The organism is Nostocoides veronense, from assembly GCF_039531185.1.
GTDB classification, from domain to species: domain Bacteria; phylum Actinomycetota; class Actinomycetes; order Actinomycetales; family Dermatophilaceae; genus Nostocoides_A; species Nostocoides_A veronense.
Map to the genome: position 1 here is coordinate 14,375 of NZ_BAAAPO010000003.1, position 26,419 is coordinate 40,793.

Consider the following 26,419-nt stretch of genomic DNA (forward strand, 5'->3'; position numbering starts at 1 on the left):
TGACTGTCGCCGTGACCGCCACCGTCCACACCGTGATCGACACTCCGGTCGGTCCGCTGACGCTGACCGCTGAGGACGGCCACCTGACCGGCATCTACTTCGCGATTCACCGTTTGAGGCATCGCGTTCCGGACTTCGGCCTGGCCGTCGCTGGCCTGCCGGTCTTTGCGGAGACGGCGCGGCAACTGGGGGAGTACTTCGACCGCCAGCGACAGGATTTTGACCTTCCGCTCGCACCACGCGGCGAACCCTTCCAGCAATCGGTCTGGGCCCTCCTTCGGGAAATCCCTTATGGCGCAACGCGATCGTATGGCGATCTGGCGCGGGATCTCGGGCAACCTGGGGCCGCGCAGGCCGTCGGCGTGGCCAATGGCGCCAACCCCATCAGCATCGTCATCCCGTGTCACCGGGTGATCGGGGCCGACGGCTCCCTTACGGGATATGCGGGCGGGTTGGACCGAAAGCGTTTCCTGTTGGCGCTGGAACAGCCCCCTGCGGAGGAAGCCGGCCGCCTCTTTTGACGCATGTCCGTGGTGCGGTGGGTCATAGGGTCGGTGTGTGACCGAGCCAGCATCGAGTGATCTGATCGTCGGCGAGGACGGGCTGGCACGGCCCACGTGGGCGGCGCGGGATCCGTTGCTTCGGGCGTACTACGACACCGAGTGGGGTATGCCGATCCGCGACGAGCAGGGCCTCTTCGAGCGACTCTCGCTGGAGGCATTCCAGTCCGGCCTGTCGTGGGCCACGATCTTGCGCAAGCGTCCGGCCTTCCGCGCAGCCTTCGACGACTTCGAACCGGATCGTGTTGCGGCATATGACGATTCGGATCGAGAACGGCTGGTTGCCGATGCCGGCATCGTCCGCAACCGGCGCAAAGTGGACGCGACGATCACCAACGCGCGGGCCACGCTCGCGCTCCGGGAGCGGGAGGGCCTGGCCGACTTCATCTGGTCCTTCCGGCCCGCGCGGACGCCACAGCCGCGGTCGTATGCCGAGGTCCCGACCCAGTCTGCGGAATCGCTCGCGCTTTCCAAGGCCCTCAAGCGAGCCGGTTTTGCTCATGTCGGACCGACGACGATGTTCGCGCTGATGGAGGCCGTCGGCATCGTCGACACGCACCTCCTCGGCTCTCACCGCCGCGGCAGTTCCGGCGTCTGGTCGTGAGCCGGTGACGCCGGAAGGCGGTGTGGCTCAGCGGGACTGAACATTCACTTCATAGATCGAGTAGCCATATGTCGTCGCCCGCCCGGTGAAGGCCAACCGGACGTAGCGCGCCGAGCGAGGCGCGAAGGCCGTGACCTCCGTGCCGCCTTGACCGGCCGTCACCGTCGCGGCCGTTGACCACGAGCTGCCGTCGAGCGAGGTCTCGATGCGGTAGGAGCGGGCGTATGCCGACTCCCAGTCGATGGTGACTCGGCCGACCTGCTTGGCCGAGCCGAGATCGACGCGCCACCACTGACTGTCGCTCCAGTTGCTCGCCCAGCGCGTTGACATCGCTGCGTACCGGGTAAGTGCCAGATTCCCGCCCATTGCCGGAACCTGGACATACGCAACGGATCATTACCGCTGCGTACGTCCAGGTTCTCTCCCAGACCTGCGGCTACTGTCCCAGCACTGAGGCGATGGCCGGTTCCGCGGCGCAATAGTCGCGCACCAGGGCGCGCGCGGTCGTGACGGAGTCGATGAGCGGATGGAGTGCGAAAGCGCGCACCGCCGCCGCTCGGGAGCCGGTGGTCGCCGCCTCGATCGTGGCGTGTTCGACGGCCTTCACCTGACTCACCAAACCCTGCATATGCAGGTCCAGAGGAGTCGTCGCCAGAGGTGATACCCCGGCCGCCGTGACCGTGCACGGCACCTCCGCCACGGCGTCTTCGGGCAGCCCGACCTGTGCCCCGGCGCGGACGTTGAGAATCAACTGCGCGGGTATGCCGCCCGCGAGCGCCCGCATGAGCACCAGGGCCACCCCTTCATACCCCCCACTGACCAGGTCCTCCTCGTGGCGGTGGGCATCGACTCCCCGAGCCGCTGCCATGTACGTCGAATTACGTTCGGCCAGAACACGTTCCCACTCTCGTGAGCTCGACTCCGGCCTGGCCGCGATGGCGTCGAAGAAGTCCTGCTGCTGGCCGGCCAGGAACTCCCCGCGGGTGCGATGCCCCGGCCCGTGCTGCTCGGCGAGCGCCTCCCGGTGCAGGTAGTAGTAGTGCAGATACTCGTTGGGCACGGCACCCAACGAACGCAGCCACTCGACCCCGAAGATCTCACCCTCCTCGGTGCCGAGAACCGCCGCGTCGTCCGCGAGGAATCGGGGAACCAGGTCACCCTCCTGATCCTCCAGGCGGTGCAACCACCCGAGATGGTTCAGCCCCGAATAGTCGATGCGACAGTCCTCGACACGCCGCCCCAGCGAACGCGCCACCCGGCGGGCGAGACCCAATGGGGAGTCGCAGATGCCAATGACCCGATCACCGAGCTCTGTGGACATCGCCTCGGTCACCGTCCCCGCCGGGTTGGTGAAATTGACAACCCAAGCGGCCGGCGCGACCTCGCGCACCGTGCGCGCCAACGCCATGGCGACGGGGATCGTGCGTAGCCCGAACGCGATCCCGCCGGCACCCACAGTCTCTTGTCCGAGAACGCCATTCGCGATGGCGACGCGCTCGTCTGTCACCCGCCCGACAAGTCCGCCGACTCGGATCGCCGAGAAAACGTATGCCGCTCCCGCCAGCGCCGCCCGCGCATCCGTCGTCGTGGTGACCGGTAACGGGCGCCCGCCGAGCTGTGCCGCAGACTGGGCCACGACATTGGCGATCGCGGAGAGGCGGACGGGATCCGCGTCATACAGCGAGACCTCCGTGACCGGAGAGTCGACCTCGCGAAGCAGTGCACGGACGACCAGCGGCACCCGGAACCCGCCGCCGCCGAGGATCGCCAACTTCATACCCACCATCATGGCCGAGTCGGCCTCGCCTCCCTCGGCGGCTGGCCCGGACACGAGAGACTAGCGACGGCCCACGAGGAGGTATGCCGTGCCCAACGTCCGCTTCGACCCACTCGCCGCCGTCCGGATCCCCGACGGCCCTGAGGTCGATCTCTTCGTGCACGGCACGGTCTTCCTCGACATCATCTTCACCGGGCTGGCCCGGGCCCCGCAGCCGGGGACGGAAGAGTGGGCCGACGGGATGGCGTCGTGTCCCGGCGGCATCGCCAATCTCGCCATCGCGGCTCGCCGACTGGGGTTGCGGACTGCCTTGGCCGCGGCCTTTTCCGATGACGACTATGGCGATTTCTGTTGGCGCACACTGGAAGACGGCGAGCACATCGACCTGAGCCACTCACGGCGCTTCGATGACTGGCACAGTCCGGTGACGGTGTCGATGTCCGTGGACCGCGACCGCACGATGGTCACGCACGGCCATCCGGCGCCCCTTGCCTCGACCGAACTGATCGGGGAGCCGCCGCGATCCGCAGCCGTAATGATCGACCTCGCGGAGCACGAAGATGGCGCTGCGCCCACGTGGGTCACGCGGTCGCACGAGCAAGGAGCGCTGGTCTTTGCCGATGTCGGGTGGGATGCGACGGAAACGTGGGACCGCTCCGTGCTGACCCGGTTGTCCACGGCTCACGCCTTCTTTCCCAATGCCGTGGAGGCGATGGCCTATACGCGGACCCGCACAGCGCAAGAAGCCCTCTATGCGATTGCCGACCGCGTCCCGCTCGCGGTCGTGACCAATGGCGCCGACGGGGCGCTGGCGATCGACGCCACAACGGGGGAGGAGGCGATGGTGCCGGCGCTACGCGTCGATGCTTTGGACCCAACCGGCGCCGGCGATGTCTTCGGTGCCGCCCTGGTTCTCGGCACCCTCGCCCGCTGGCCGCTCGCCGACCGCCTGGGCTTCGCGGGCCTGTGTTCGGCGCTGGCGATTCAGCAGTTCGGCGGCTCCCTCGCCGCGCCCGGCTGGGGCGATATCGCGGATTGGTGGCGGGTGGCGCGCACGAAGGTGAACGGCACGGCATACGAGGCCTCGATCGCGCGCCGGTATGGCTTCCTGGATGCCATCACGCCGACCCTGCCCGAGTCGGCCTGCCGCCGCGCCACCGCCACCATCGCCCGACGGGCCGACGTCGAGGGCCTCGCCTAGCTCCGCAGAGAGAGTCAGTCCCCGCCCATGCCGGTGCGTTCGACGCCTTCGACGATCCAGCGCTGCAGGAACAGGAACATCAGCAGCAAGGGGGCGATGGCGACCAGGGCGGCGGCGAAGAGTTGGCTGAGGTTGACCGACTGCGCCGTCAGGAAGGTCGACAGCGCGATCTGCACCGTCCACGTTGTCTGGTCTCGACCGATGACGAGGGGCCACAAGAAGGCATTCCACGAGCCGATGAAAGTGATCGTCCCGATGGCTGCCGCGAAGCCAAAGCTGTTGGGGACGACGACGCGCCAGAACGTCCCCCAGTAGCCCAGGCCGTCCAGGAAGGCCGCTTCTTCGATTTCCTTGGGGAAGCTCAAGAAGAACTGCCGGAACAAGAAGGTCGCGAGGGCCTGGAACAGGCCCGGGATGATCAGGCCGCGCAGCGTCGAGATCCAGCCGAGCGACGAGACGAGGACGAAGCTCGGCACGAAGGTCACGGCCGCCGGGATGAGGAGGGTCGCGGTGATGAGATAGAAGACCGCATTCGACCAGCGATAGGGGATCCGCGCGAGGCCATAGCCGGCGAGGCCGCTGATCACGAGCACCCCTGCGGTCTGGAACACCGAGATGGCGATCGAGTTGAGCAGGCTGCGCGTCATCGGCAGCGCCGGATCGTGGAAGATCGCCGAGAAGTTGCCCCACTCCCAGGTCGGCGGCAACCAGTGCCACTTCGGCGAGCCGAGGTCGTTCTCCGACATCAGGGCGTTGCGAAGCAAAAGATAGAAGGGCATCAGGAATAGCAGCGCCGCGAGGATCAGCGCCGAATAGCGAAGTGCGGCCCCGACTTTGGCGCCACGGGAGTTGTCGACGATCGCCATGGCCTAGTCCTCCCCGCGGAAGCTGAAGAAGCGGTTGAAGACCACCGCGGCCAGCGCAATGACAAGGGTCAGGATGACGGCTCCGGCACTGCCATGCCCGAAGTCCTGCCCCTGCCCGAGGGCGACGTAATAGAGATAGACCAGTGGCGGACGGGCATACGGGGGATAGGTCCCGAACGAGGCGAGGATGTTGTAGAACTCATCGAACGCCTGGAAGGCGTTGATCAGTAACAGCAGCAGCACCGCGGCGGAGGTGGGCCGCAACTGCGGCAGCGTGATGTAGCGGAAGGACTGCCAGCCGCTTGCCCCATCGATGGCGGCCGCTTCATACAAGGTTGGCGAAATCCGTTGCAGCGCAGCAAGGAACAGGATCATGTAGAACCCGACCTGCAGCCACAGGCGGGCACTCACGATCACCAACCAATACCACGGCGGTTTGGTCAAGGAGAGCCACGGAATCGAGTCCGCGCCGAAGAGGCCGAGCATCGCATTGGCGGCGCCCGAGCGCACTCCGGCGAAGATCGACATCTTCCAGATGAGGGCGGTCACGACATACGAGCAGGCCGTCGGCAGGAAGAAGACCGAGCGGAAGAAGGCCTGCATGACGCGGGTGCGCGCGACGAGGATCGCCGTCAGCAGCGAGAGCGCGAAGGTCGTCGGGACGATGAAGAGCGCGAAGACGATGAAGGTGCCGAGGCTGGAGCGGAAGGACTCGTCCCGCAGCATGTCGAGGTAGTTGCCGGCGCCGACGAACTTCGTCGGCGTCACCGTGTTGTAGGACTCGAAGAAGCTGAGGTAGATACTCCAGATGATCGGGATGTAGATGAAGATGATCAGCCCGAGGACGAAGGGGCCGACAAAGACCCAGAACCACAGGTTCTGATTCTGTCGGCCGCGCAGCCGAGCCCCCAGCGACGGCCGCGCGGTGGCGGCCGTCGCTGGGGACGGATCGACTGGAAGGCTCGAGGTCGTCACCGGCGACTAGCCCAGGACGCGCTTGACCTCGGCGTCGGCGATCGCCTTGACCTTGGCGATCTCGGCCTTGGCGTCGGCGCCGTCCTTGACGACCTTGGTCATCATGTCGCCAAAAGCGGTGCTGCACTTGGGAGTCCACAAGATCGTGCTCTGCGCGTGGCCGAACTCCTGAGCGGCCGCGGCCGCATCCTTGGCCGCACCGGACTGCAGGGTCTTGGCCTGCGGGACCAGCGAGGCGCGGGCCGGGATGTGGAAGCCGTATGCCGTGGCGAAGTCCAGTTGCTTGTCGGTCTGGTCGACCCACAGCCACTTGACGAACTCCTTGGCGGCATCGACATTCGCCGACTTCGCCGAGACGCACGAGCCATAGGCGCCGACGACGACCGACTTCTTGCCGCCCGGCATGGCCGGCCACGGCACGCAGCCATAGTCGTCGCCGAGCGCCTTGGTCAGGTCGGGGAAGGTCCACAGGCCGGTGAACTGCATCGCGGTCAGACCTTGGGCGAGGGCGGACCCGTCATACCAGTCCTTGGGCGCGCCGAGCAGGAGGTACTTGCTCTGGAACATCTCGCGCAATTTGCCGAGGGCCGCAACGACATTGTCGTTGTCGAAGCCGAACGATCCGTCCTCGTTGAGGTAGTCCGCGCCGGCGGAGAAGAGCATCGGGCCACCCATGAGGCCGACGCCGCCGTCATTGCCGAGGAAGAGACCCTTGGTGTCGCCGCTGTTGAGCTTCTCGGCGGCCGCCATCAACTCATCCATCGTCTCCGGCGGCTTGACTCCGGCCTTCTCCAGCATTGACTTGCGGTAGACCAGGATCTGCATGTCGACGACCTGCGGGACGGCCCACAGCTTGCCGTCATAGGTCATCCGCTTGACCATCGCGGGGTTGAAGTCGGCTTCGGCGTCGCCGAGGAGCCCGGTCAGGTCGACGACCTGGCCACCCTTGATCATGTCGATGGTCGGGCCATTGCCGTACTCGAAGACGTCGGGACCATTGGCGGTCAGCAGGGAGGCGGCCGTGGTCTGGTCGTAGTCACCGGGCTTCCAGGTGACCTTGACGTCGGCCGCGGTGTAGGCCTTGGCGTAGCCCTCGACCGCCTGCTGCGTGCCGGCCTCGCCATATTGGTGATACCACTGCTGCAGAACAGCTTTGGCTCCCCCCGAGCTGCTGCCGCCAGAGGTGTTCCCGCTCGTGCTGCTCGTCGAACTCGAGGTCGCCCGGCCGGTGTTTCCCCCACACGCGGCCAGTGCGCCACTCGCGGCGACCGCTCCACCAAAGGCGAGCAGATGGCGACGGTTGAGCGTCGCGCGAACGGTCTTGTCCGACATGGATCCTCCGATCTCTGGGCGCCGGCCCTCGGCACCCCTACGCCACGCTAGTGCGGCGGCGCGGTCGGGCCAGGGATTTCCGCGTCACGGGAGGGTCTCAGCTCATGCCACCCATGCCTGGCCGGCCACATTGCCCACCCACAGCGCGTTATCGGGCGCCGGGGAGGAGCCGCGTCGATCGGTGCCGCAATTGCGGCAGCGCAGGTAGCGGTGCCCGTCCTTTTCGGTGATGATTTCAGGTCCGGAAGACGATCTTCCCGTTCACCTCACCAGCAGCCATCCGTTCCAAGCCCGCGCGCGCCTCGGCTAGGGGGAGCACCGCATCGATCCGGGGTTCGAGGCCCCGGTCAGCCACGAACCGAGCCAGTCGCGCCAATTCCTCCCGTGTGCCCATCGTCGAGCCGATCACCCGCAGTTGTTTGAAGAAGATCTTCGTCAGCTCCGCCTTCGCCGGAGCGTCGCCTGAGGTCGCCCCGGACAGCACGATCGTCCCGCCGGGCCGCAGCGCGTTGACCGAATGCGACCAGGTCGCCGCGCCCACGGTCTCGATGACGGCATCGACGCGCTCGGGCAGCCGGGCGCCGGATTCGAAGACCTCGATCGCCCCCAACTCCCGGGCCAGTTCGCGCTTGGCGCCATCGCGGGAGGTCGCAAAGACCCGCAAGCCGGCCGCGGCGCCGAGCTGAATGGCCGCCGTCGCCACGCCGCCCCCCGCGCCCTGGACGAGGATCGTGTCGCCGGGGCTGACGCTGGCGTTCGTGAAGAGCATGCGGTATGCCGTCAGCCAGGCCGTCGGCAGGCAGGCCGCCTGTTCCCAGGACAGCCCCTTGGGCTTGGGGACGAGATTGCCGGCAGGGATGCGCACCCGCTCGGCCAGGGTGCCGGGATAGATCTCCGACAGCAGCGACCGCTTGGGGTCCATCGTCACATCGGCGCCCCACCCCGGCGAGGACACCACCGGGTAGACGATCACCTCATTGCCCTGCGCGTCATGCCCCACCGCGTCGCAGCCGAGAATCATCGGCAGCCGCTCCGCAGGCAGGCCGACCCCCTTGAGTGACCAGAGGTCGTGGTGGTTCAGCGCTGCCGCCACGACGTCCACGCTGACCCAGTCCTCGGGCGTCTGCGGCTCGTCCAACTCGCCGACATGCAGGCCGGCGAGCGGATCGGTGGCGGATTGGGCGACGGCGGCGACAGCAAACATGCCCGCCACGCTATCGTGCCGACCGTCTCTGCCAGTGGCAGAAAGTTGCTGACCCAGGGCAACGGTGAGTTACCACACCGATGGGGTCAGGGGGCGCTCGCCACTCCCGAGCAGGCGCCAGCCTGCTCCCACAGCGTATGCAGACGGGTTGCGTCCGCGGCCGCCGGCCGAGCTGGTATGCCATCGCGTCCGATCAGCAGCGGCTGCCAATCCGCTTGCTGCACAATGGCTTTGGTGCGTTGTGCAGGAGGCTGCCGCGCGATGGTGGGGTCGATGGTCAGCCGCAGGATGCCGGTGCGCGAATCCGGCTCGACCGAGCGCCACCAAACAAAATTGCCGAGCCCGTAAGCGACATACGACCTGCCGAGCCAACCGGCACCACCGACCCGGTGGCTGTGCGCGCCGACGATGACATCTGCGCCAGCCGCTTCCAACTCGGTGGCCGTTTGTTTCGATCGGGCATCCGCGCACTCTTGATAGTCGATGCCCCAATGCAAAAAGACGATGACAACATCGGCCTGCGCGCGAGCCGCGCGCACGGCCGCGACGAGGCGGGTCGTTGGCACGGCACTCGCGATCCCGCCGCTGCTCGGGCTGGCCGAAAAGCGCGCGAGCGTCTCCTCCTGCACCTGACTGGCGGCGAGCAACGCGATCGTGACGCCATCGGCTTTGACGATTCGTGGCGCGAAGGCCGAACGCTCATCCGCACCGATGCCGACGACGGGAACGGGGGAGCGACTAATCGCGGCGAGGGTGTCGGCCAGTCCCTGAGGCCCGAAGTCGACTCCGTGGTTGTTGGCCATGCTTAGTGCGCCGAGGCCGGCGTTCTTCAGTGTTGTCAGGGCGCTCTCGGGCGCCCGGAAGGTAAAGGCTTTGACCTGCCTCGTGCCCCGCTCGGTGATGGCCGTTTCGAGATTTGCCATCCGCAGGTCGGCATCTGGCCATAGTGCCCGCAGGGCGGCCAAGCCATGGGGATCGCGGGCGACGGGTGCCAGATAGTCCTCGAAGTGGATATCGCCGGCGAAGGCCAGGACGAGTTTTGTCGGATCGTCCGGCGCCATCGGGGTTAGACCGCCCAATCCAGGGGGCTCGGACCCACCGGGTGCGCTGGACGAAGCGCCCTGGTCCGCGGGCATCGCCTCGTCGTCCGGTGGGACCTGGCCGGCCGTCAGGTTCAGCTCCGCCTTCGAGGGCGTGGTCCCGGTTCCACCACAGGCCACGAGCGAGAACGCCAGGACCGGAAAAGCCCACCAGCGTTGCCGCCGCCTCCCCGTCACCGCACAGGTGCCGCGGAGGTAATGCGGCCTTCCCACACCGACTGCGCGCCGGAATGCCCGGCCATGACAACGGCGACCACGGCCGCGCCCGCCGCGAGCACGGCCAGCACCGTCGCGAGGGCCACCCGAGAGGGAGCGGGCAGGGGCTTGGCCAGGAGCACAACGACAACGGTGACGACGAAGAGCAGCACGAGGGCTAGGAAAGCGCGGTCGCCCTTTTCGGCATGATCAAATCCGGGCTCCGCGGTGAGGTGTTCCAACGCCTCGCCGGCCTCCTGCGCGACGAACGCCGAACCGGCCGCTGCGGCCGACATCAGCAGCAAGGGGATCCGCAGGCCATAGCGCCAGCGGGGCACGACGGCATACGCCAGCAGCATCACGGCCGCGAGCGGCCCCAGGACGACGACGGCGTGGACGATCAGCGGATGCAATGGCAATCCCAAGACGGTGTCGAACATGGCTGGGTCCTTTGTGGGGCGTCGTGCGGCGTTGGTGCCGTTCACGGTAGGCGCCGAGCGCTCGACATTGGGGCAGATGCGCGACCCGACACGCAGGTCGATCGTTAAGATCAGGCGTGGCGTGGGCCCGATTTGGCACGATGACGGCCTACGCGCCGGTGTCGGTCACCCATGACATCGATGACCTGACGGAGGGCTTTTGGGCCGTTGTCCTGGACTTCGAATCGTCCTTGACAGCAATCCGTTTCGCGCGACGAGGGCGGCGGACCATGGCCCGGCCCCCGGGCTATCGGGAGTGGGCGCCGCTCACCGGTGAGTGGCGCAGCAGCCTGGATCGGGCGGCATATATCGGCGGGGTGCGGGAGATCCGGGAGCGGATCGCCGCGGGCACGGTTTATCAAGTCAACCTTTGCCGGATCCTGAGCCACGACCTGCCCGAGGATGCCTACCTGCCCGCCCTCGCTCGCCTGCTGCGGCGCGGCAATCCGGCGCCCTACGAGGCGTTGATCCACGCCCCCGAACTCGGGGTGGATGTGGTCTGCGCGTCACCGGAACGGTATCTGCGCCGCGTCGGCGACCGGCTGCTCTCGTGCCCCATCAAGGGAACGTCGGCAACGCCGGAACAGATGCTGCCGAAGGACTTCGCCGAAAATGTCATGATCGCGGACCTGGTCCGCAACGACCTGCAGCAGGTATGCCGCCCGGGCACCGTGGTCGTTGAGGATCTGTGCGCTTTCGAGGAACACCCGGGGCTCGTGCACTTGGTCACCAATATCGCCGGGCAGGTGCGGCCGGAGGTGACCTGGCGCGAGATTCTCGACGCGAGCTTCCCGCCTGGATCGGTCTCGGGAGCCCCCAAAAGCTCCGCGCTCGCGACGATCCGGGATCTCGAGCCGGTGCCGCGAGGGCCATACTGCGGCGCCGTCGGCTACATCGACGCGGACCGGGACGAAGCGGAACTCGCGGTGGGTATCCGGACGTTCTGGGGGACGCCGGGAGCGACTGGCCGCGTGCTGAATTTCGGGGCCGGGGCCGGGATCACGTGGGGGTCGGACCCGGACGCGGAATGGGAGGAGACGCAGTTGAAGGCGCGCCGGTTGATCGGTCTGGCCTCGGGGTGGATGGCACCATGAGTGGCGTGATTCGGATTTGGGTCAATGGCGACCTCTACGACTCCAGCGCCCCGGCGATCTCGGCGATCGACCACGGCCTGACGGTTGGCGACGGCATTTTTGAGACGTGCAAGATCGTCGACGGGCGCGCCTTCGCGGTGACCCGGCATCAGCAGCGGATGGCCCGCAGCGCCCACGGACTAGGTTTGCCGGAGCCGGACTTTTCGGTCATCGATGCCGGCATCGCGGCCGTCCTCGCAGCCGGAGACCCAATCGCCTGGGGCCGATTGCGCTTCACCGTCACGGCCGGCCAGGGCCCCTTGGGTTCAGAGCGCCACGACTCACCCCTGACCTATGTCGTGACTGCCGTCCCTGCCGAACCTCCCGCCGGGCCGGGGAGCCTGGCCGTCACTCCCTGGACGCGCAACGAGCGCTCGGCTGTTGCTGGGCTGAAGACCACGTCATATGCCGAAAATGTCGTCGCGCTCGCATTCGCCAAAGAACGCGGCGCCAGCGAGGCGATCTTCGCCAACTCGCGCGGGGACCTGTGCGAGGGCACGGCGAGCAATGTCTTCGTCGCGATCGGGGGGCGTCTGCATACGCCGCCGTTGTCGTCCGGAGCACTGGGCGGGATCACCCGCGCGCTCACGGTTCAGTGGTGCCGCGAGGCCGATCTCGAGGTCGTGGAGGAGGCCATGCCGCTCGGGGTGCTGCGCACCTGCGACGAGGTCTTCATCACCTCCAGCCTGCGCGATGTCTATCCCATCGAGCGGATTGACGACCGAAGGCTTCCCGCCCCAGGTCCGCTCACCCAGCAGGCGTCGGCCATCTTCGCCGCGCGCTCCGCTGAGGACATCGACCCATGACCGAGGGCGAACGCATCGACCGCCTGGAACGGTCCCGGCATGACGACAACATCCTGCTGGACGCCGACGATGACGACTGGGCGTGGCGTCGCCGAATCCGCGCCAATCCGGCCACGGCGCGCATCTATCGGCTGACGGTCGGGGTCGTGGGCTTACTGATTGTCGTCACCGGTCTGGCCTTGGTGCCACTTCCCGGCCCTGGTTGGCTCATCGTCTTTGCCGGGCTGGCCGTGTGGGGCAGCGAGTTCGAGTGGGCGCAACGCCTGCTCAATTGGGTGCGCGCAAAGGTCCGGGCCTGGGACGGGTGGATCCGTGCGCAGCCGGTCTGGCTGCAGGGGCTGGCGATCCTGGGGACTGCGATCGTCGTGTTGGCGTTGATGTGGGGGCTGCTCAAAGTCTCCGGTGTCCCGGCCTTCTTCCCGGACGCCGCCGAGAACTGGCTGCACGGCGTGGCTGGCTTATGACGCTGACCTGCTCAATTCAGCAGGGGCTCACGTTCGGCCAACTCGCCGGCGTGGAGATCGTCTTCAGAGCCCCATTGGCATCGGTGTAGTTATTGGTCAACGCCAGGACCATCGTGCCCTGCGCCGCACAGGTCGATTCGGTCGTCGTGGGGACTGCTGCTCGACCCACAGGTCAACACCAACGCACTGACCTGGGCCGCAGACACCAACAAGGCCCGAACCTCTACCAACCTTGACGTTCGCAAGGGTTCGAGCCTTGTGCGTGGGGTGGATGTGAAGGGACTCGAACCCCTGACCTCTCGCGTGTGAAGCGAACGCTCTAACCAACTGAGCTACACATCCGGATGCCGAAGCGGCCAGGTGAGCTTACCTGCCGCCTCGCTGGTAGCGGAAATCGCGCTGAATCACGCATCTGCCTTGCTGATGGTCACGGTGTCTCCGACGCGAACCGAGCCCGGGGCCAGCACCTCGGCATACATCCCAGCGCAGCTGCCGGCCGGGCCGAGAATGCCCAGCCGGACCGGGCCGATGGTCACAACGCCCCCGGCTGAGGCGGCCACGTCGATGGCAGCCAGGGAGAGGACCAGATTGGCGCGCGTGCCGCCGGCCTCCTCCGCCGTGATGATGTGCACGGCCGCCTTCTTGCGGCGATCTCCCGCTAGGCCATCGGGCTCGATCTCGACGTCGTCGAGGAGAATGCTTGGCGCGTCCTTTTCCGGATGGATGCGGATCTCCACGAGGGTCGCCGTCATAACGAGCTCATCTTTGCTGGGTGGAAGGCGGTGGACACGCCATGCCAGACGATCTCGGTGAGGGCCGCGATCAGGTCATTGCGGGGGATCGGTGCAGGCGAGCGTTGCCAGATGTCCACGCCAACGCGCACCATCCCGAGGAGCGAATGCGCCCATAGCTCGGTCACCAGCGGCGAGCGATGGGACTGCGGGGCGGCAGTGTCCAGCAGCGCGCGCACTTGCTGCGCCAGGGACTGGGTCCCGCGTCCAAGTTGCAGGTCGCCGCGCATCACGGGCAGTTCGGGGTTCGGGCCGAGCATCATGAAGCGATAGAGGTGCGGCTCTTGCTCGACCAACTCGACGTATGCCGCCACGCCGGCCTCCACGACATCGCGCGGGTGAGTCACGCCAGGCCCAGCGACAAGGACCTCGCGCACTTTGGTGATGAGGATCTGTTCGATCTCATCGATGATGGCCGCGTGCAGACCGATTCGGTCTTCGAAGTGCCGGTACAACACGGTTTTGGACGTTCCGGCGGCAGCCGCGAAGTCATCCATCCCGAGATTGGCGCCGCGTTCCCGGATCGCCACAATCGAGGAGTCGATCAGTTCCCGGCGACGGGTTTCGCGATGAGCAGCCCAGCGTGTCGAGCGCCCATCCGGGCGGACCTGTGCGGTGAGATCGCTCACTGCCCGACGGTATCAGCCGGAATCACCGTTACTGTCCTACGCCGAATTCTTGGGTGACGGGCGGCCCCGGCGATGCGGATCGGCAACCGCTTCGCCGGTCGCGCCGGAGCGCCGAGGTGCTATGTGGTTGGCTACGCCTGCTTGGTGCGGGCGATCAGGTCGGCGTACCAGGCATACGACTGCTTCGGGGTGCGCACGAGAGTGTCGAAGTCGACATGCACCAGGCCGAACCGTTTGGAGTAGCCCTCGGCCCACTCGAAGTTGTCCAGCAAAGACCACGCGAAATAACCCCGGACGTCCACGCCCAGGTCGATCGCGTCGGCAACGGCGCGAATGTGGCTGTTGTAGTAGTCGATTCGGCCGGTGTCCGCCACCACGCCGTTCGCGTCCGGACCGTCGTTGTAGCAGGCGCCATTCTCGGTGATGTAGACCGGCGGGAGGCGGTCGCCATACCGCTCTTTGAGCATCGTCAGCACGTCGGTCAAGCCTTGGGGGACCACCGGCCAGCCGAAATCGGTCACCGGGTAGCCGGTGATGGGGTAGTGGTCGAAGGGCAGATCGGAGGCGACATTGGCCCCGATATTGCTGCCATTGCCCGGGATGCCAACGCAGGTCGGGTTGTAGTAGTTGACGCCATAGAAATCGATCGGGGCGCTGATCACCGATAGGTCGATGTCAACCGGGCCCGGCATGACGGCGGCGATGCCTTCGGGATAGCGGCCCAGCAGAATCGGGTCGGTGTAGATGCGATTCCACATCGTGTCGAAGAGCTCTGCGGCGCCCCGGTCGGCTTCGGAGTCCGAGCGCGGCCAGACGACTGTGTGATTGCCCGCCAGCCCGACCGAGCGTGCGCCGCCGGCCCGCAACGCGCTGACGGCGAGTCCGTGTCCGAGCATCAGGTGGTGCGCGACCGGCAGGGCGTAGAGGCCGAGAGTGCGGCCCGGTGCGTGAATGCCCGTCGAGTAGCCGAGGCTGGTGAAGACATTCGGCTCGTTCAACGTCATCCATTGCGAGACGCGGTCCCCGAGGCGCGCGATGACGATCCGCGCATAGTCGGCGAAGGCCTCGGCCGTGTCGCGCTGCAGCCAGCCCCCGTCCACCTCCAGCGCCGAGGGCAAGTCCCAATGGAAGAGTGTCGCGGCCGGTTGGATCCCCTTGGCGCACAAGGCATCCACGAGCCGGTCGTAATAATCGAGGCCGGCCTGGTTGACCGAGCCGGTGCCGTCGGGCAGCACCCGGGGCCAGGCGATGGAGAAGCGATAGGCGTCGACATCTAGACCGCTCATCAGCTCGATGTCCTCGCCAAAGCGGTGGTAGCTGTCACAGGCCACATCGCCATTGCTGCCGTCGGCGATGACCCCCGAGCGGTCGCAGAAGTCGTCCCACACGCTGCGGCCGCGGCCGCCCTCGGTGACGCCGCCTTCGATCTGATAGGACGAGGTCGCGACGCCGAATTGGAAATCCGGGGGAAGCTGCGGCATATCGGCTCCTGTGCCTGGGGCGAACATGACAAGGGCGCCGCACCCGGGGCCACTTCGCGGACCACAATAGCCTCACGTCACCCGGCCGGGCGCGCTCAATAGGATCGGTGTCATGTGCAGCAGCGATGGCGCCGGCACCTCGCCGTATGCGGACCGGACCGGCCCCGCAGCCGACTTGCCGGGGAGCCCGGACGGCTTCGAACGGCTCTGGACGCCGCACCGGCTTGCATACATCCGCGGCGAGCGACCCGACCCGAACGAGGGTCAGGGCTGTCCGTTCTGCGCGGCGCCCACGCGGGCCGATGATGAGGGGCTCGTGGTGTATCGCGGCGAGCACTGCTATGTCGTGATGAACCTCTTCCCCTACAACCCCGGGCACGTCCTGATCTGCCCCTACCGGCATGTGTCTTTGTATATCGATCTGACCGACGAGGAGACGCTGGAGTTCTCGGCGCTGACGAAGGCGGCAATTGCTGCGCTGAGCGCGGCATCCGCGCCGCATGGCTTCAATATCGGAATGAATCAGGGCGAGGTCGCTGGGGCCGGTGTGGCCGCGCACCTGCACCAGCATGTCGTCCCGCGCTGGGGAGGGGATGCCAACTTCTTGCCGATCATCGGGCGGACGAAGGCGCTGCCTGCTCTGCTGGAGGATGTGCGCTCCCAGCTTGTCGCCGCCTGGCCCACCACGCCGGGATCCGCTCCATCGGCATGAAAGCCGTCAAGCACACCACGAGCGGCAGGAAGTGGATCCGCAAGAGGTAATAGGTGCTCGCGTGGAAGACGAGGAAGAAGGCGAGCCCCAGGCGCAGCGCCTGCCCGCGCGCCCACAACAACAGGGGTGACAGGAACTCGGCGATGAGCATGATCCATTGCAATGTGTGCGTCAGCGCCGGGTGCGAGCCGATCCACGGCGCGATCCCATTCGGACGACGGGTCAGCGCCCAGATCAAGGTGGCCCCATTGGCCCACCCCCAGGTCCCGAACCGCATCTTCGCCCAGGCGCTGAGGAAGTAGATCGACACCGCGCTCATCTGGATCGTGCGCACCACCCAGCCGACCGCCTCGGACACCACCGCCGTGTCGGAGAAACGCGCCCGGCCCACCGTCGGCAAGACGCACAAGGCGATCATTAGGGCGTAGTGATCGTGGTCAATCTTGCTGTACGAGAAGGCATTCGACATCCAGTCGAACATGGCCACCGCGCAGATGCCGCCCGCCAGGCGAGGCAGGCGGCCCGTGGCAGCGATGAGCGCGCTCGCCAGCAGCACCGCGCGAAGCACCTGAACATAGACCGGGCTGGGCTGCGGAAAACCGAGCAGTTCTCGGCCGATGACCGGGTGATACAGCTCCACCGGGACCTGGCCGTGCGCGATCGGGTCACGCACCACGACGAGGACGTCGAAGACGACATACAGATAGATCACCAAGCGCAGCCAGGCGATCCGCGCGAGCGAAACCGGCGGAGCGAAGAAGGTGCGCAGCGCGCTCATGTGCGGCCCGACCAATCCTGCGGATTCTGCGGGTTCTCCACGATCCACGTGGCGATATCGATGATCTTCTGCGTGCGCTGGCCATCGAGCGAGGTTTGCCGGTTGCGCAGGAAGATCGCGGTATAGCGCGGCTGATCCGGGGCGCGCCGGGCGTGCAGGATCGCCAGCGCCTGCATCAGCGACGGATCGCGGACGAAAGCCGGCAGTTGGCCCTCCATCTCCGAGCGCTCTAGGCCGACGCCGGTCCCGCTCAAGGCCACCCCGACGATGTCGCCCTCAGTGGTGCGAGCCTGCATAAAGGGGGAATTGATGACGCCGTCGTTGTGGACGAGGAAGGCGTACTGCGACATCGGGGCAAAGGGCCACCACCGGTCGTTCCCCACCGCGGTGCCGAGCACAACCATGGTCGTCGCGGCGAGCCCGGCCACCAATCGCCAGGCCAGCGCGGGCGCCGACAGCCGGTGGATCCCCTCCTGCATACCCCGTATGGTGCCACGGCGCGCGTCACCCCCAGCGCTGACCTGCACCGTGCTGGGCCGTCGAGTCACTACCCTTAGACCCACCATGCTCAATCGATATGCGCGGGCCTTCTTCACCAAGGTCTTCACGCCGGTGGCCAAGCTCTTCCTCGGTCTCGGCATCTCACCCGACGTCGTGACGATCGTCGGCACCTTGGGCGTCTGTTTCGGTGCCCTGGCCTTTTATCCCCGGCACATGTTCTTCGTCGGCACGCTCGTCATCACGGCCTTTGTCTTCTCCGACACCATCGACGGAGTCATGGCGCGGATGTCCGGCCGCTCCGGCAAGTGGGGTGCCTACCTCGACTCCACGCTCGACCGCCTCGGGGATGCGGCCATCTTCGGTGGCCTGGTGCTCTGGTATGCCGGTGGTGGCGACAATGTGGTCATGGCCGGCCTCGCCTTGGCCTGCCTCATTCTCGGCAGCGTGGTGTCCTATGCGAAGGCCCGTGCCGAAGGGCTGGGCATGACCGCCAATGTCGGCATCGCCGAGCGCGCTGATCGGCTCGTCGCGGTGCTCGTGACCACCGGTCTGGTGGGACTCGGATTGCCGGAGATCGTGCTCGGGGTCGTCCTCGGGTTGCTGGCTCTCGCCAGCCTGATCACGATCATCCAACGGATGTGGGCGGTGCGGGTCCAGGCGCTGGCCGCCGCCTCGTGATCTTGCGCCCGCCCTCGCCGCTCGCGCTCGCCCGCAAGCTGCCGCTGCCGGGTATGCCGCTCGATCAAGTGAGCGTCGCGGGATACCGCCTCGGCTGGGCCGGGGTGCGCGCCCTGCCGGAGGGGGCGGCATACGCCCTGTTCGACCGGCTCGCCGACGCGAGCGTGCAGCGCGGCGGCAAGGGGGTGGACCGGCTCCGCACCAACTATGCAAGGGTCCGGCCGGACCTGAGTGCGGCCGAGTTGGACGCGCTCGTGCGAGCCGGAATGCGGGCCTACCTGCGCTACTTCTGCGAGGCCTTCCGGCTGCCGACGATGAGCCCCGAGGATGTGCGGGCGCGCGTGCGTGTCGAGGGCGACGGGCCGATCCGCGAGCGGCTGTCGCAGGGCCGGCCGGTCGTCTGCTTCCTGGCACATATGGGCAATTGGGACCTCGCCGGAGCGTGGTGCTGCGCCGAACTCGGCCGAGTCGTCACCGTCGCCGAACGCCTCAAACCGGAGGCCGTCTTCGAGGAGTTCCTGAACTTCCGGACCTCCCTGGGTATGACGATCATCCCCCTCGACAGTGACAGCTTCGCCCGGCTGCGCGCCGAGACGCGCGGACCGGTTGTCGTGCCACTGCTCGCCGATCGGGACCTGACGGGTGGGGGACTGACCGTCGACTTCTGCGGGCATCCGGCACGCATGGCACCTGGTCCAGCGGCTCTCGCGTTGACCACGCGATCCGCGCTGCATCCAGTCTCGATCCGCCACGAGCAGCGTGCTGGGGGTGGCTGGGGAATCGTCATCACCTTTCACGAGGAGATCGCGCCCCCCACGAGCGGGACGACCCGGGAAAAGACGCAGGTGATGACCCAAGAGTGCGCTCGCGTTCTCGGCGAGGCGATCACCCGGCATACCCAGGACTGGCACATGCTGCAGCGGGTCTTCGTCGCGGACGTGGGGGGGCGGGCCTGATGCGCGTCGGGCTGGTGTGTCCCTACAGCTTCGATGTCCCCGGCGGAGTTCAATTCCATGTGCGTGATCTCGCCGAATGGCTGGCCGCGCACGGGCACGCCGCGCAGGTCCTGGCGCCGGCCGATGATGACGCCGACCTGCCGCCCTATCTCACCAGTTGTGGCCGGGCAATTCCGGTGCGCTACAACGGTTCTGTGGCGCGGCTGACCTTTGGCCCGGTCACCGCCGCGCGCGTGAACCGGTGGCTCGCCGACGGCGACTTCGACGTTCTGCACCTGCACGAACCGATGACCCCAAGCGCCTCAGTGCTGGCCTTGTGGGCCTTCGACGGGCCGATCGTCGCGACCTTCCACACGGCAACGCTGCGCTCACGGGCGATGTCCGCGGCATACCCCCTGCTCCGGCCGTCGCTGGAAAAGATCAGCGGCCGCATCGCCGTCTCCGAAGCCGCCCGACGCACCGTCATCCGGCATATCGGCGGGGATGCCGTCGTCATCCCCAATGGCGTTGATGTCGCCGCCTTCGCTGGCGCCCGCCCGGAGCCCGCCTGGTGCGGCCGGCCCGGAGCCCCGACCATCGGCTTCCTCGGCCGGATCGACGAACCGCGCAAGGGGCTAGCCGTCCTGTCGGCGGCCATGGAGCAGGTGCTCGGACGTATGCCGGGTGCTCGCCTCGTCGTGGCCGGTCCGGGAGACGCCTCGGCCGCCCGCGAGGCGATGAGTCCCACGGTCGCCGCCGCGAGCGAATTCCTCGGTCCGCTCAGCGATGCCGACAAGGCGCGCTTCCTGCACTCCGTCGATCTGTACGTCGCCCCCAATACCGGTGGGGAGAGCTTCGGCATCATCCTCGTGGAGGCGATGGCCGCCGGGGCGCCGGTGCTCGCGAGCGACTTGCCGGCCTTCCTGCGGGTGCTCGGCGAAGGTGCCGGCGCGTCCTTCACCAATGAGGACAGCGGCGCCCTCGCCTCCGAGATACTGCGTCTCCTCGACAACGACGGGCTGCGCGTTGCGCTCGCGGCGGCGGCGAGTGTCCGCGCGCGAGACTTCGACTGGTCGATCGTGGCGAATGACATCCTCGCCGTCTATGACACCGTCACCCCGCCCGGACTTCGGAGTCGCGCATGGAACTGATCAGTTGGGTCATTCTCGCGGTGGCGCTCGCCCTTGGCGCGGCGTGGTATCTCTCCTATAGCGCGGCCCGGCTCGACCGGCTGCACGCCAAGGTCGAAGGGGCGTTGTCGGCCCTGGATGCCAACTTGGTCCGGCGCGCCGAATCGAGTCTGGAACTGGCCAATAGCGGGGTCCTCGATCCGGCCTCCGCCCTGCTGTTGGCCACGGCGGCCTCCGATGCTTTGGAGCGCGAGACCGAGCACGCTCTGCCCGACGATCTCCTCGACGGACAGCACTTCGGTGGTCGGGAGGATGTTGAATCCGACCTGACCGAAACGATCCGCGCCACGTTGACGCCAGGGGTTGTCGCGCAGATTGCCTCCGACGAAGGCCCGGCCGCCGAGGAACTCGAGCGACTGATCGCCGCCGGACGCCGAGTGCAGTTCGCCCGGAACTTCCACAACCAGGCGGTCCGTGATGTCCGCCGGGTCCGGGGCAAGCGCGTGGTGCGCTGGTTCCGGCTCGCCGGCCACGCCGAACTTCCCGAACCGGTCGACTTCGACGACGCGGTGCCGGGAGACCGCTGAGCCCGCTCGCGCGCGGGACGTAGACTGCGGACGGCCGCCCACGCGGCATACCCCCTGAACTGGCAAGCGAGGCACCATGTCCGAAATCACCACCCCCTCCACCGGCACCGCGCGGGTCAAGCGCGGCATGGCCGAGATGCTCAAGGGCGGGGTCATCATGGATGTCGTCACCCCCGATCAGGCCAAAATCGCCGAGGACGCTGGCGCGGTGGCCGTCATGGCGCTGGAGCGGGTGCCGGCGGACATTCGTGCGCAGGGCGGCGTGTCGCGCATGAGCGACCCCGACATGATCGACGGCATCATCGCGGCGGTCTCGATCCCGGTGATGGCCAAGGCCCGGATCGGTCACTTCGTCGAGGCGCAGGTGCTGCAAGCGCTCGGTGTCGACTACATCGATGAGTCCGAGGTGCTGACTCCGGCCGACTACGCCAACCACATCGACAAGTGGGCCTTCACGGTGCCATTCGTCTGCGGCGCAACGAATCTGGGAGAGGCACTGCGCCGGATCACCGAGGGGGCGGCGATGATCCGCTCCAAGGGCGAGGCCGGCACCGGTGATGTCTCGAATGCCACGACGCATATGCGCCAGATCCGCCAGGAAATCCGCCGCCTGCAGAACCTGCCCGAGGACGAACTCTTCGTCGCGGCCAAGGAGTTGCAGGCGCCCTATGAGCTGGTGCGTGAGGTCGCGCAGGCGGGCAAGCTGCCGGTCGTGCTCTTCACGGCGGGGGGCATCGCTACTCCCGCGGATGCCGCGATGATGATGCAACTGGGCGCCGAGGGCGTCTTCGTCGGCTCGGGCATCTTCAAGTCCGGGAATCCCGCTCAGCGGGCGGAGGCGATCGTCAAGGCGACGACCTTCTTTGACGACCCCGATGTGATCGCCAAGGTCTCCCGTGGGCTCGGCGAGGCGATGGTCGGCATCAATGTCGAGGAGATCGCGCAGCCGCATCGGCTGGCCGAGCGCGGCTGGTAATTCTCGTCGGCGCGCTGGAGGGGGCGTTGAAGATGAGGCTGCCGGCGCCGCCGAATTCGTCCGGCTGCTACACCAGTCCGGGTCAGCCTGATGCCGTCCTGCCCGCCAGGCGCGGTCCCGGCGAGCTGCCGGACCACACCATGAGCACATCCGGTGCGCCTTCATCGTTGTCACCATCGGTCCAGGCGACCTGCGTGAAGCCATGCCGTTCATAGAACCGGATGGCCGAGACATTGGCCTGGAAGGCCCACAGCTGCAGTCCGCCGGGCAGGGTGTCCTTGGCCAGTTCCAGCAGGCACGACCCCAGACCGGAACCGGTGTGCTCGCGACGCAGATACAGGTGGTCGAGGTGGTCGGGCTCGCTGAGGACGAGAAAGCCGATCAGGTCACCGCCCACCTGGGCGACCCAGGTCGTCGCCGTCTCGATCTGGCCGCGCAGGAAAGGCTCGACGGTGTCGCGGGGGTGGACGATCATCGGGATCTGGGGCACGCACTCCTGCCGGATCTGCCAGAAGAGTTCCGCCAGGGCTGGGGCGTCGTCGGTCGTGGCCGGTCGCACGATGGGGTCCACGTGCGTCATGATCCCAGCGTTCGCCGCAGATGCTGCCAAGACGGCGAAAGACGAGGAGCGATATGACCACGCCGACGATCGGGGTGCTCGCCGTGCAGGGCGATGTGCGCGAACACCTCGTCGCGCTGGAGGCGGCCGGGGCGACTGGCGTCCGGGTTCGGCGGCCCGAAGAGATTGAGGGGATTGACGGGCTCGTTATCCCCGGGGGCGAGTCGACGGTGATGGACAAACTCGTCCGCACCTTCGGGCTGCACGAGCCGCTGCGGGCGCGCCTCACCGGTGGGCTCCCGGCATACGGCTCCTGCGCGGGGATGATCATGCTTGCGGACCGAATCGCCGACGGTCGCGATGACCAGCAGACGCTTGGTGGTCTGGATATCACGGTGCGCCGCAATGCTTTTGGGCGCCAGGTCGACTCCTTCGAGGCGGATCTGCATATCCGCGAGCTCGGCCCCGAGCCGATGCGCGCAGTCTTTATCCGGGCTCCGTGGGTGGAGGAGACGGGTGCCGCGGTCCGGGTTCTCGCGCGGGTCGAGTCGGGCCCGGCGGCCGGCCGCGTCGTCGCGGTGCGACAGGGCAACCTGCTCGCCACCTCCTTCCACCCCGAGGTGACCGGCGACCATCGCGTGCACAGCTATTTCGTCGCGATGGTGCGCTCCGCGTAGGATCATTCGCCAGCCCCGAACACCGCCGACGAATGAGGACCACGCATGTCCGGCCACTCCAAATGGGCCACCACCAAGCACCAGAAGGCCGCCAAGGATGCCAAGCGCGGCAAGCTCTTCGCCAAGCTGATCAAGAACATCGAGGTCGCGGCGAAGCAGGGTGGCGGCGACCCCGAAGGCAATCCCACGCTGTGGGATGCGATCTATAAGGCCAAGAAGTCATCGGTCCCCAACGACAATATCGACCGCGCGGTCAAGCGCGGCTCCGGCGCCGAAGCCGGCGGTTCCGACTGGCAGACGATCATGTATGAGGGGTACGCCCCCGGTGGTGTCGCCCTCCTCATCGAGTGCCTGACCGACAACCGCAACCGCGCGGCGGCCGAGGTGCGCACGGCGCTGACCCGCAATGGCGGCAACCTGGCCGACCCCGGCTCGGTCGCCTATATCTTCAACCGTAAGGGCGTTGTCATTGTCCCCAAGGGCGCGAAGTCCGAGGACGACATCCTCGAGGTCGTGCTCGATGCCGGTGCCGAAGAAGTCAATGACAATGGCGACACCTGGGAGATCGTCTCCGAGGCCACCGATGTCATTGCCGTCCGCAGCGCCTTGCAGGAGGCCGGCATCGACTACGACTCCGCTGAGGCGTCCTTCGTGCCCAACCTCCAGGTCCCGCTCGACCTCGATGGCGCCAAAAAGATGATCCGCGTCGTCGAAGCGCTCGAAGACTCCGACGACGTCCAGAACGTCTTCGCCAATGGCGATATCCCCGACGACGTCCTCGCCGAGCTCGAAGAAGAAGACTGACCCCGGGGGCGTTTGTAACGTGTGCTAGCACCAGATAGGTGACTGTCCAAAGGTTGCAACCTGTGCACAGTCACCTAAGTAGTGCTAGCACTACTTAGGTGACGGGCGACCGAGTCCCTGCGGCCGCCGTTCGGCCCGCGTGGCGTGTCGGCCGTTGCCGTCGAGGCTGGGTAGCCTGTCTCCCGAACATCTGTTCGCACGAGTCAGCGACGGGAAGGAGGTCGGTATGCGCGTCCTCGGCGTCGACCCCGGGCTGACCCGCTGCGGTCTAGGAGTGGTCGACGGCCAACCCGGTCGGGCCAGCATGGTCGCCGTCGGCGTCGTGCGGACCCCGAGCGATGGGGACCCGGGGGAGCGGCTGGTCTATCTCGAGCAGGAATTGCTTGCCTGGATCGAGCGCTTCGAGCCCGAGGTCATCGCCATCGAGCGCGTTTTCGCCGATGTCAATGTCGCGTCCGTCATGACCACGGCGCACGCGACCGCGATTGCGCTGCTGCTGGCTGCTAAGAAGGGCATTCCGGTCGCCTTCCACACCCCCACCGAGGTCAAGGCCGCCGTCACCGGCGATGGCCGCGCCGGCAAAGCGCAGGTTACGGCCATGGTCACCCGCATCCTCAAACTCACCGAACGTCCTCGGCCGGCCGATGCGGCAGACGCCCTAGCCCTCGCCATTTGCCATACCTGGCGAGGCAGCACCCAGGCGCGCTATACCGCCGCAGCCGCCACTCACGGAGGTCGCCGATGATCGCCAGCCTTACCGGGAGCATCGAGTATGTCGGCCTCGACCGCCTAATCCTGCGCGTCGGCGGGGTCGGTCTGCTCGTCCACACCACGCCCGCCACGGCCGCCGCCGCCCGTGCCGGAACCGAGGCCGCGCTCGCCACCAGCCTTGTGGTCCGCGAGGACAGCCTGACGATCTTCGGCTTCGACACGCCCGCTGAGCGCGAAATGTTCGAGACCCTGCAATCGGTCTCCGGCGTCGGCCCGCGGTTGGCCCTGGCGATGCTGGCCGTCATGGGTCCCGAAGAACTGCGCACGGCTCTCGCCTCCGGCGACACCCGCTCGCTGACCAAGATCCCCGGCATCGGCGCCAAATCCGCGGAGCGCCTCGTCCTGGAGCTGCGCGACAAGGTCGGACGGCTCCCCGGGGCCACCGCGCCCGCTGCCACCTCGCCGCGCCCCGCGGCTGGCGACTGGCGTGAGCCCGTCACCGAGGCCCTCGTCGGTCTGGGCTGGAACGCCAAGCAGGCCGAGGGCGCTGTGGACAAGGTCGCCGCTGCCGAGCCGCCCGCGGAGGGCGAGATCGCGGCATACCTGCGCCTGGCCCTGCGAGAATTGCGCCGATGAGCAAGGGGTATGCCAGCGAAGTGCGCGAAGGGGACAGCGGGGACTTCGAGTCCAGCCGGGTCCTCGACGCAAGGGGCGAGGCCGACGAACAGCAGGTCGAGGCGGCGCTGCGCCCTAAGCGGCTGGCGGACTTCCCCGGCCAGACGCGAGTGCGCGATCAGCTCGACCTCGTCCTGCAGGCGGCCAAGGGGCGCGGCGCCGCGCCCGACCACATCCTGCTCTCGGGTCCACCCGGCCTAGGAAAGACCACTCTGGCCATGATCGTCGCCGCCGAATTGGAGCGCCCCATCCGCGTGACCAGCGGCCCGGCGATCCAGCACGCCGGCGACCTCGCCGCCGTGCTCTCCTCCCTCGACGAGGGCGAGGTGCTTTTCCTCGACGAGATCCACCGGATGGCGCGAGCCGCCGAGGAAATGCTCTATCTCGCGATGGAGGACTTCCGAGTCGATGTCATCGTCGGCAAGGGGGCCGGCGCCACCGCCATACCCCTGGAGTTGCCGCCGTTCACGGTCGTCGGCGCGACCACGCGATCCGGGTTGCTGCCCGCGCCCTTGCGCGACCGCTTCGGCTTCACCGGTCACCTCGACTTCTATGCCCCCGAGGACCTCGCGCTGATCCTCGCCCGCTCGGCCGGACTGCTGAAGGTCGACGCGGACGCCGCCGCGATTGAGGTCATCGCCGGCCGCTCCCGCGGCACCCCACGCATCGCCAACCGCCTCCTGCGGCGAGTGCGCGACTGGGCCCAGGTGCACGGCTCGGGGCGGGTCGATGTGGCCGCCACGCAGGCAGCGCTGGAACTCTTCGATGTCGACGAACTCGGACTAGACCGGCTGGACCGAGCCGTCCTCGATGCCCTGTGCCGGCGGTATGCCGGGGGGCCAGTCGGCATCGCCACCCTCGCCGTCGCGGTGGGGGAGGAGAGCGACACCGTCGAGACGGTCGCCGAGCCTTATCTGGTGCGTCAAGGCTTCATCATCCGCACCCCCCGCGGCCGGGCCGCGAGCCCGCTCGCGTGGTCGCACCTGGGGCTGACGGCGCCCGCGGGGACGGGCATACCGCCAGCACAACAGACCCTTCCCCTGGACGATTCTGGCCCCGGTCGATTTGCGTAGTGCGAGCCCATGTCGCGCTGGCTGGA

General features: G+C 67.5%; 32 protein-coding genes and 1 tRNA gene. 17 read left to right on the forward strand and 16 right to left on the reverse strand.

What is annotated here, in order from left to right:
- Positions 1-11: 11 nt before the first annotated feature.
- Both ABD225_RS00705 and ABD225_RS00710 read left to right on the forward strand, forming a co-directional pair.
- Complete coding sequence (locus ABD225_RS00705) at positions 12-521, forward strand: methylated-DNA--[protein]-cysteine S-methyltransferase (RefSeq protein WP_344079797.1); 510 nt, start codon at positions 12-14, stop codon at positions 519-521.
- Positions 522-558: 37 nt separating this feature from the next.
- Positions 559-1,164: a DNA-3-methyladenine glycosylase I gene (locus ABD225_RS00710; protein ID WP_344079800.1), complete on the forward strand. Its 606-nt coding sequence runs from the start codon at positions 559-561 to the stop codon at positions 1,162-1,164.
- A 27-nt stretch (positions 1,165-1,191) separates the two neighbouring features.
- Here the strand turns inward: ABD225_RS00710 and ABD225_RS00715 are convergent, their stop codons facing one another.
- Together ABD225_RS00715 and ABD225_RS00720 are read right to left on the reverse strand one after the other, a co-directional pair.
- Positions 1,192-1,494, reverse strand: a complete 303-nt coding sequence (locus tag ABD225_RS00715; RefSeq protein WP_344079803.1) for a discoidin domain-containing protein — start codon at positions 1,492-1,494, stop codon at positions 1,192-1,194.
- Positions 1,495-1,600: 106 nt separating this feature from the next.
- Complete coding sequence (locus tag ABD225_RS00720; protein WP_344079806.1) at positions 1,601-2,941, reverse strand: family 4 glycosyl hydrolase; 1,341 nt, start codon at positions 2,939-2,941, stop codon at positions 1,601-1,603.
- A gap of 88 nt (positions 2,942-3,029) precedes the next feature.
- Here ABD225_RS00720 and ABD225_RS00725 point away from each other — a divergent pair, with 88 nt between their 5' ends.
- Positions 3,030-4,142: a PfkB family carbohydrate kinase gene (locus ABD225_RS00725; protein WP_344079809.1), complete on the forward strand. Its 1,113-nt coding sequence runs from the start codon at positions 3,030-3,032 to the stop codon at positions 4,140-4,142.
- Between the two features lie 14 nt (positions 4,143-4,156).
- Here ABD225_RS00725 and ABD225_RS00730 read toward each other — a convergent pair whose 3' ends face one another.
- The 6 genes from ABD225_RS00730 to ABD225_RS00755 form a co-directional block, all read right to left on the reverse strand.
- Positions 4,157-5,008: a carbohydrate ABC transporter permease gene (locus ABD225_RS00730; RefSeq protein ID WP_344079812.1), complete on the reverse strand. Its 852-nt coding sequence runs from the start codon at positions 5,006-5,008 to the stop codon at positions 4,157-4,159.
- Positions 5,009-5,011: 3 nt separating this feature from the next.
- On the reverse strand, positions 5,012-5,983 hold the full coding sequence (locus ABD225_RS00735; RefSeq protein ID WP_344079814.1) for a carbohydrate ABC transporter permease: 972 nt from the start codon (positions 5,981-5,983) through the stop codon (positions 5,012-5,014).
- A 6-nt stretch (positions 5,984-5,989) separates the two neighbouring features.
- Positions 5,990-7,315: an ABC transporter substrate-binding protein gene (locus ABD225_RS00740; protein ID WP_344079816.1), complete on the reverse strand. Its 1,326-nt coding sequence runs from the start codon at positions 7,313-7,315 to the stop codon at positions 5,990-5,992.
- Between the two features lie 235 nt (positions 7,316-7,550).
- Entirely contained in the window at positions 7,551-8,519 is a 969-nt protein-coding gene (locus ABD225_RS00745; protein WP_344079819.1) for a zinc-binding dehydrogenase, read from the reverse strand.
- An 86-nt stretch (positions 8,520-8,605) separates the two neighbouring features.
- Positions 8,606-9,655, reverse strand: coding sequence for a CapA family protein (locus ABD225_RS00750; RefSeq protein ID WP_344079821.1), 1,050 nt, complete (start codon positions 9,653-9,655; stop codon positions 8,606-8,608).
- Between the two features lie 137 nt (positions 9,656-9,792).
- The gene (locus ABD225_RS00755) at positions 9,793-10,254 is read right to left on the reverse strand and encodes a DUF2231 domain-containing protein (protein ID WP_344079823.1); all 462 of its coding nucleotides are present in this window, start codon (positions 10,252-10,254) and stop codon (positions 9,793-9,795) included.
- A gap of 116 nt (positions 10,255-10,370) precedes the next feature.
- Between ABD225_RS00755 and ABD225_RS00760 the strand changes: the two genes are divergently transcribed.
- The 3 genes from ABD225_RS00760 to ABD225_RS00770 are packed head-to-tail and all read left to right on the forward strand — an operon-like array spanning position 10,371 to position 12,696.
- Positions 10,371-11,387 carry a chorismate-binding protein gene (locus tag ABD225_RS00760; RefSeq protein WP_344079826.1) on the forward strand — a complete coding sequence of 339 codons (1,017 nt, stop codon included), beginning with the start codon at positions 10,371-10,373 and terminating at the stop codon, positions 11,385-11,387.
- Positions 11,384-12,232, forward strand: a complete 849-nt coding sequence (locus ABD225_RS00765) for an aminotransferase class IV (RefSeq protein ID WP_344079829.1) — start codon at positions 11,384-11,386, stop codon at positions 12,230-12,232. Before ABD225_RS00760 ends, ABD225_RS00765 begins: the two co-directional genes overlap by 4 nt.
- A complete protein-coding gene (locus ABD225_RS00770) occupies positions 12,229-12,696 on the forward strand; it encodes a TIGR02611 family protein (protein ID WP_344079832.1) in 468 nt (155 codons plus the stop codon). The genes ABD225_RS00765 and ABD225_RS00770 overlap by 4 nt, the downstream gene beginning before the upstream one ends.
- A 16-nt stretch (positions 12,697-12,712) precedes the next feature.
- On the opposite strand, the gene ABD225_RS00775 is transcribed toward ABD225_RS00770, so the two are convergent.
- The 5 genes from ABD225_RS00775 to ABD225_RS00795 all read right to left on the reverse strand — a co-directional run bounded on the left by ABD225_RS00775 (position 12,713) and on the right by ABD225_RS00795 (position 15,597).
- Positions 12,713-12,865: a hypothetical protein gene (locus tag ABD225_RS00775; protein WP_344079835.1), complete on the reverse strand. Its 153-nt coding sequence runs from the start codon at positions 12,863-12,865 to the stop codon at positions 12,713-12,715.
- A 99-nt stretch (positions 12,866-12,964) separates the two neighbouring features.
- Positions 12,965-13,038: transfer RNA gene (locus tag ABD225_RS00780), tRNA-Val, on the reverse strand.
- A 62-nt stretch (positions 13,039-13,100) separates the two neighbouring features.
- Positions 13,101-13,448 (reverse strand): hypothetical protein, encoded by a 348-nt coding sequence (locus ABD225_RS00785; RefSeq protein ID WP_344079838.1) that lies wholly within the window; start codon positions 13,446-13,448, stop codon positions 13,101-13,103.
- On the reverse strand, positions 13,445-14,116 hold the full coding sequence (locus ABD225_RS00790) for a TetR/AcrR family transcriptional regulator (protein WP_344079841.1): 672 nt from the start codon (positions 14,114-14,116) through the stop codon (positions 13,445-13,447). The genes ABD225_RS00785 and ABD225_RS00790 overlap by 4 nt, the downstream gene beginning before the upstream one ends.
- A gap of 131 nt (positions 14,117-14,247) precedes the next feature.
- On the reverse strand, positions 14,248-15,597 hold the full coding sequence (locus tag ABD225_RS00795) for a GH1 family beta-glucosidase (RefSeq protein WP_344079844.1): 1,350 nt from the start codon (positions 15,595-15,597) through the stop codon (positions 14,248-14,250).
- Positions 15,598-15,709: 112 nt separating this feature from the next.
- On the opposite strand from ABD225_RS00795, the gene ABD225_RS00800 reads away from it, so the two are divergent.
- Positions 15,710-16,309, forward strand: coding sequence for an HIT family protein (locus ABD225_RS00800; protein ID WP_344079847.1), 600 nt, complete (start codon positions 15,710-15,712; stop codon positions 16,307-16,309).
- Here ABD225_RS00800 and ABD225_RS00805 read toward each other — a convergent pair.
- Both ABD225_RS00805 and ABD225_RS00810 read right to left on the reverse strand, forming a co-directional pair.
- Positions 16,209-17,087, reverse strand: coding sequence for a hypothetical protein (locus tag ABD225_RS00805; RefSeq protein ID WP_344079850.1), 879 nt, complete (start codon positions 17,085-17,087; stop codon positions 16,209-16,211). The two genes, ABD225_RS00800 and ABD225_RS00805, sit on opposite strands and share 101 nt — an antisense overlap.
- Complete coding sequence (locus tag ABD225_RS00810; RefSeq protein WP_344079852.1) at positions 17,084-17,566, reverse strand: hypothetical protein; 483 nt, start codon at positions 17,564-17,566, stop codon at positions 17,084-17,086. Before ABD225_RS00810 ends, ABD225_RS00805 begins: the two co-directional genes overlap by 4 nt.
- A gap of 85 nt (positions 17,567-17,651) precedes the next feature.
- On the opposite strand from ABD225_RS00810, the gene pgsA reads away from it, so the two are divergent.
- The 5 genes from pgsA (at position 17,652) to pdxS (ending at position 21,894) form a co-directional block, all read left to right on the forward strand.
- Positions 17,652-18,266, forward strand: a complete 615-nt coding sequence (pgsA, locus tag ABD225_RS00815) for a phosphatidylinositol phosphate synthase (protein ID WP_344079855.1) — start codon at positions 17,652-17,654, stop codon at positions 18,264-18,266.
- On the forward strand, positions 18,263-19,222 hold the full coding sequence (locus tag ABD225_RS00820) for a phosphatidylinositol mannoside acyltransferase (RefSeq protein ID WP_344079858.1): 960 nt from the start codon (positions 18,263-18,265) through the stop codon (positions 19,220-19,222). Before pgsA ends, ABD225_RS00820 begins: the two co-directional genes overlap by 4 nt.
- Positions 19,222-20,352: a glycosyltransferase family 4 protein gene (locus ABD225_RS00825; RefSeq protein ID WP_344079861.1), complete on the forward strand. Its 1,131-nt coding sequence runs from the start codon at positions 19,222-19,224 to the stop codon at positions 20,350-20,352. Before ABD225_RS00820 ends, ABD225_RS00825 begins: the two co-directional genes overlap by 1 nt.
- Positions 20,343-20,918: a hypothetical protein gene (locus ABD225_RS00830; protein WP_344079864.1), complete on the forward strand. Its 576-nt coding sequence runs from the start codon at positions 20,343-20,345 to the stop codon at positions 20,916-20,918. Before ABD225_RS00825 ends, ABD225_RS00830 begins: the two co-directional genes overlap by 10 nt.
- Positions 20,919-20,994: 76 nt before the next feature.
- Positions 20,995-21,894, forward strand: coding sequence for a pyridoxal 5'-phosphate synthase lyase subunit PdxS (gene pdxS / locus ABD225_RS00835; protein WP_344079867.1), 900 nt, complete (start codon positions 20,995-20,997; stop codon positions 21,892-21,894).
- An 82-nt stretch (positions 21,895-21,976) separates the two neighbouring features.
- Here pdxS and ABD225_RS00840 read toward each other — a convergent pair whose 3' ends face one another.
- On the reverse strand, positions 21,977-22,474 hold the full coding sequence (locus ABD225_RS00840; RefSeq protein WP_344079870.1) for a GNAT family N-acetyltransferase: 498 nt from the start codon (positions 22,472-22,474) through the stop codon (positions 21,977-21,979).
- A 53-nt stretch (positions 22,475-22,527) separates the two neighbouring features.
- Between ABD225_RS00840 and pdxT the strand changes: the two genes are divergently transcribed.
- The 5 genes from pdxT (at position 22,528) to ruvB (ending at position 26,393) form a co-directional block, all read left to right on the forward strand.
- Positions 22,528-23,130 carry a pyridoxal 5'-phosphate synthase glutaminase subunit PdxT gene (gene pdxT, locus ABD225_RS00845; protein WP_344079873.1) on the forward strand — a complete coding sequence of 201 codons (603 nt, stop codon included), beginning with the start codon at positions 22,528-22,530 and terminating at the stop codon, positions 23,128-23,130.
- Between the two features lie 45 nt (positions 23,131-23,175).
- The gene (locus ABD225_RS00850; RefSeq protein WP_344079876.1) at positions 23,176-23,934 is read left to right on the forward strand and encodes a YebC/PmpR family DNA-binding transcriptional regulator; all 759 of its coding nucleotides are present in this window, start codon (positions 23,176-23,178) and stop codon (positions 23,932-23,934) included.
- 226 nt (positions 23,935-24,160) lie between these two features.
- Positions 24,161-24,679, forward strand: coding sequence for a crossover junction endodeoxyribonuclease RuvC (ruvC, locus tag ABD225_RS00855; RefSeq protein ID WP_344079879.1), 519 nt, complete (start codon positions 24,161-24,163; stop codon positions 24,677-24,679).
- Positions 24,676-25,281, forward strand: coding sequence for a Holliday junction branch migration protein RuvA (ruvA, locus tag ABD225_RS00860; protein ID WP_344079882.1), 606 nt, complete (start codon positions 24,676-24,678; stop codon positions 25,279-25,281). Before ruvC ends, ruvA begins: the two co-directional genes overlap by 4 nt.
- Positions 25,278-26,393 carry a Holliday junction branch migration DNA helicase RuvB gene (gene ruvB / locus ABD225_RS00865; RefSeq protein ID WP_344079885.1) on the forward strand — a complete coding sequence of 372 codons (1,116 nt, stop codon included), beginning with the start codon at positions 25,278-25,280 and terminating at the stop codon, positions 26,391-26,393. Before ruvA ends, ruvB begins: the two co-directional genes overlap by 4 nt.
- Positions 26,394-26,419 lie beyond the last annotated feature (26 nt).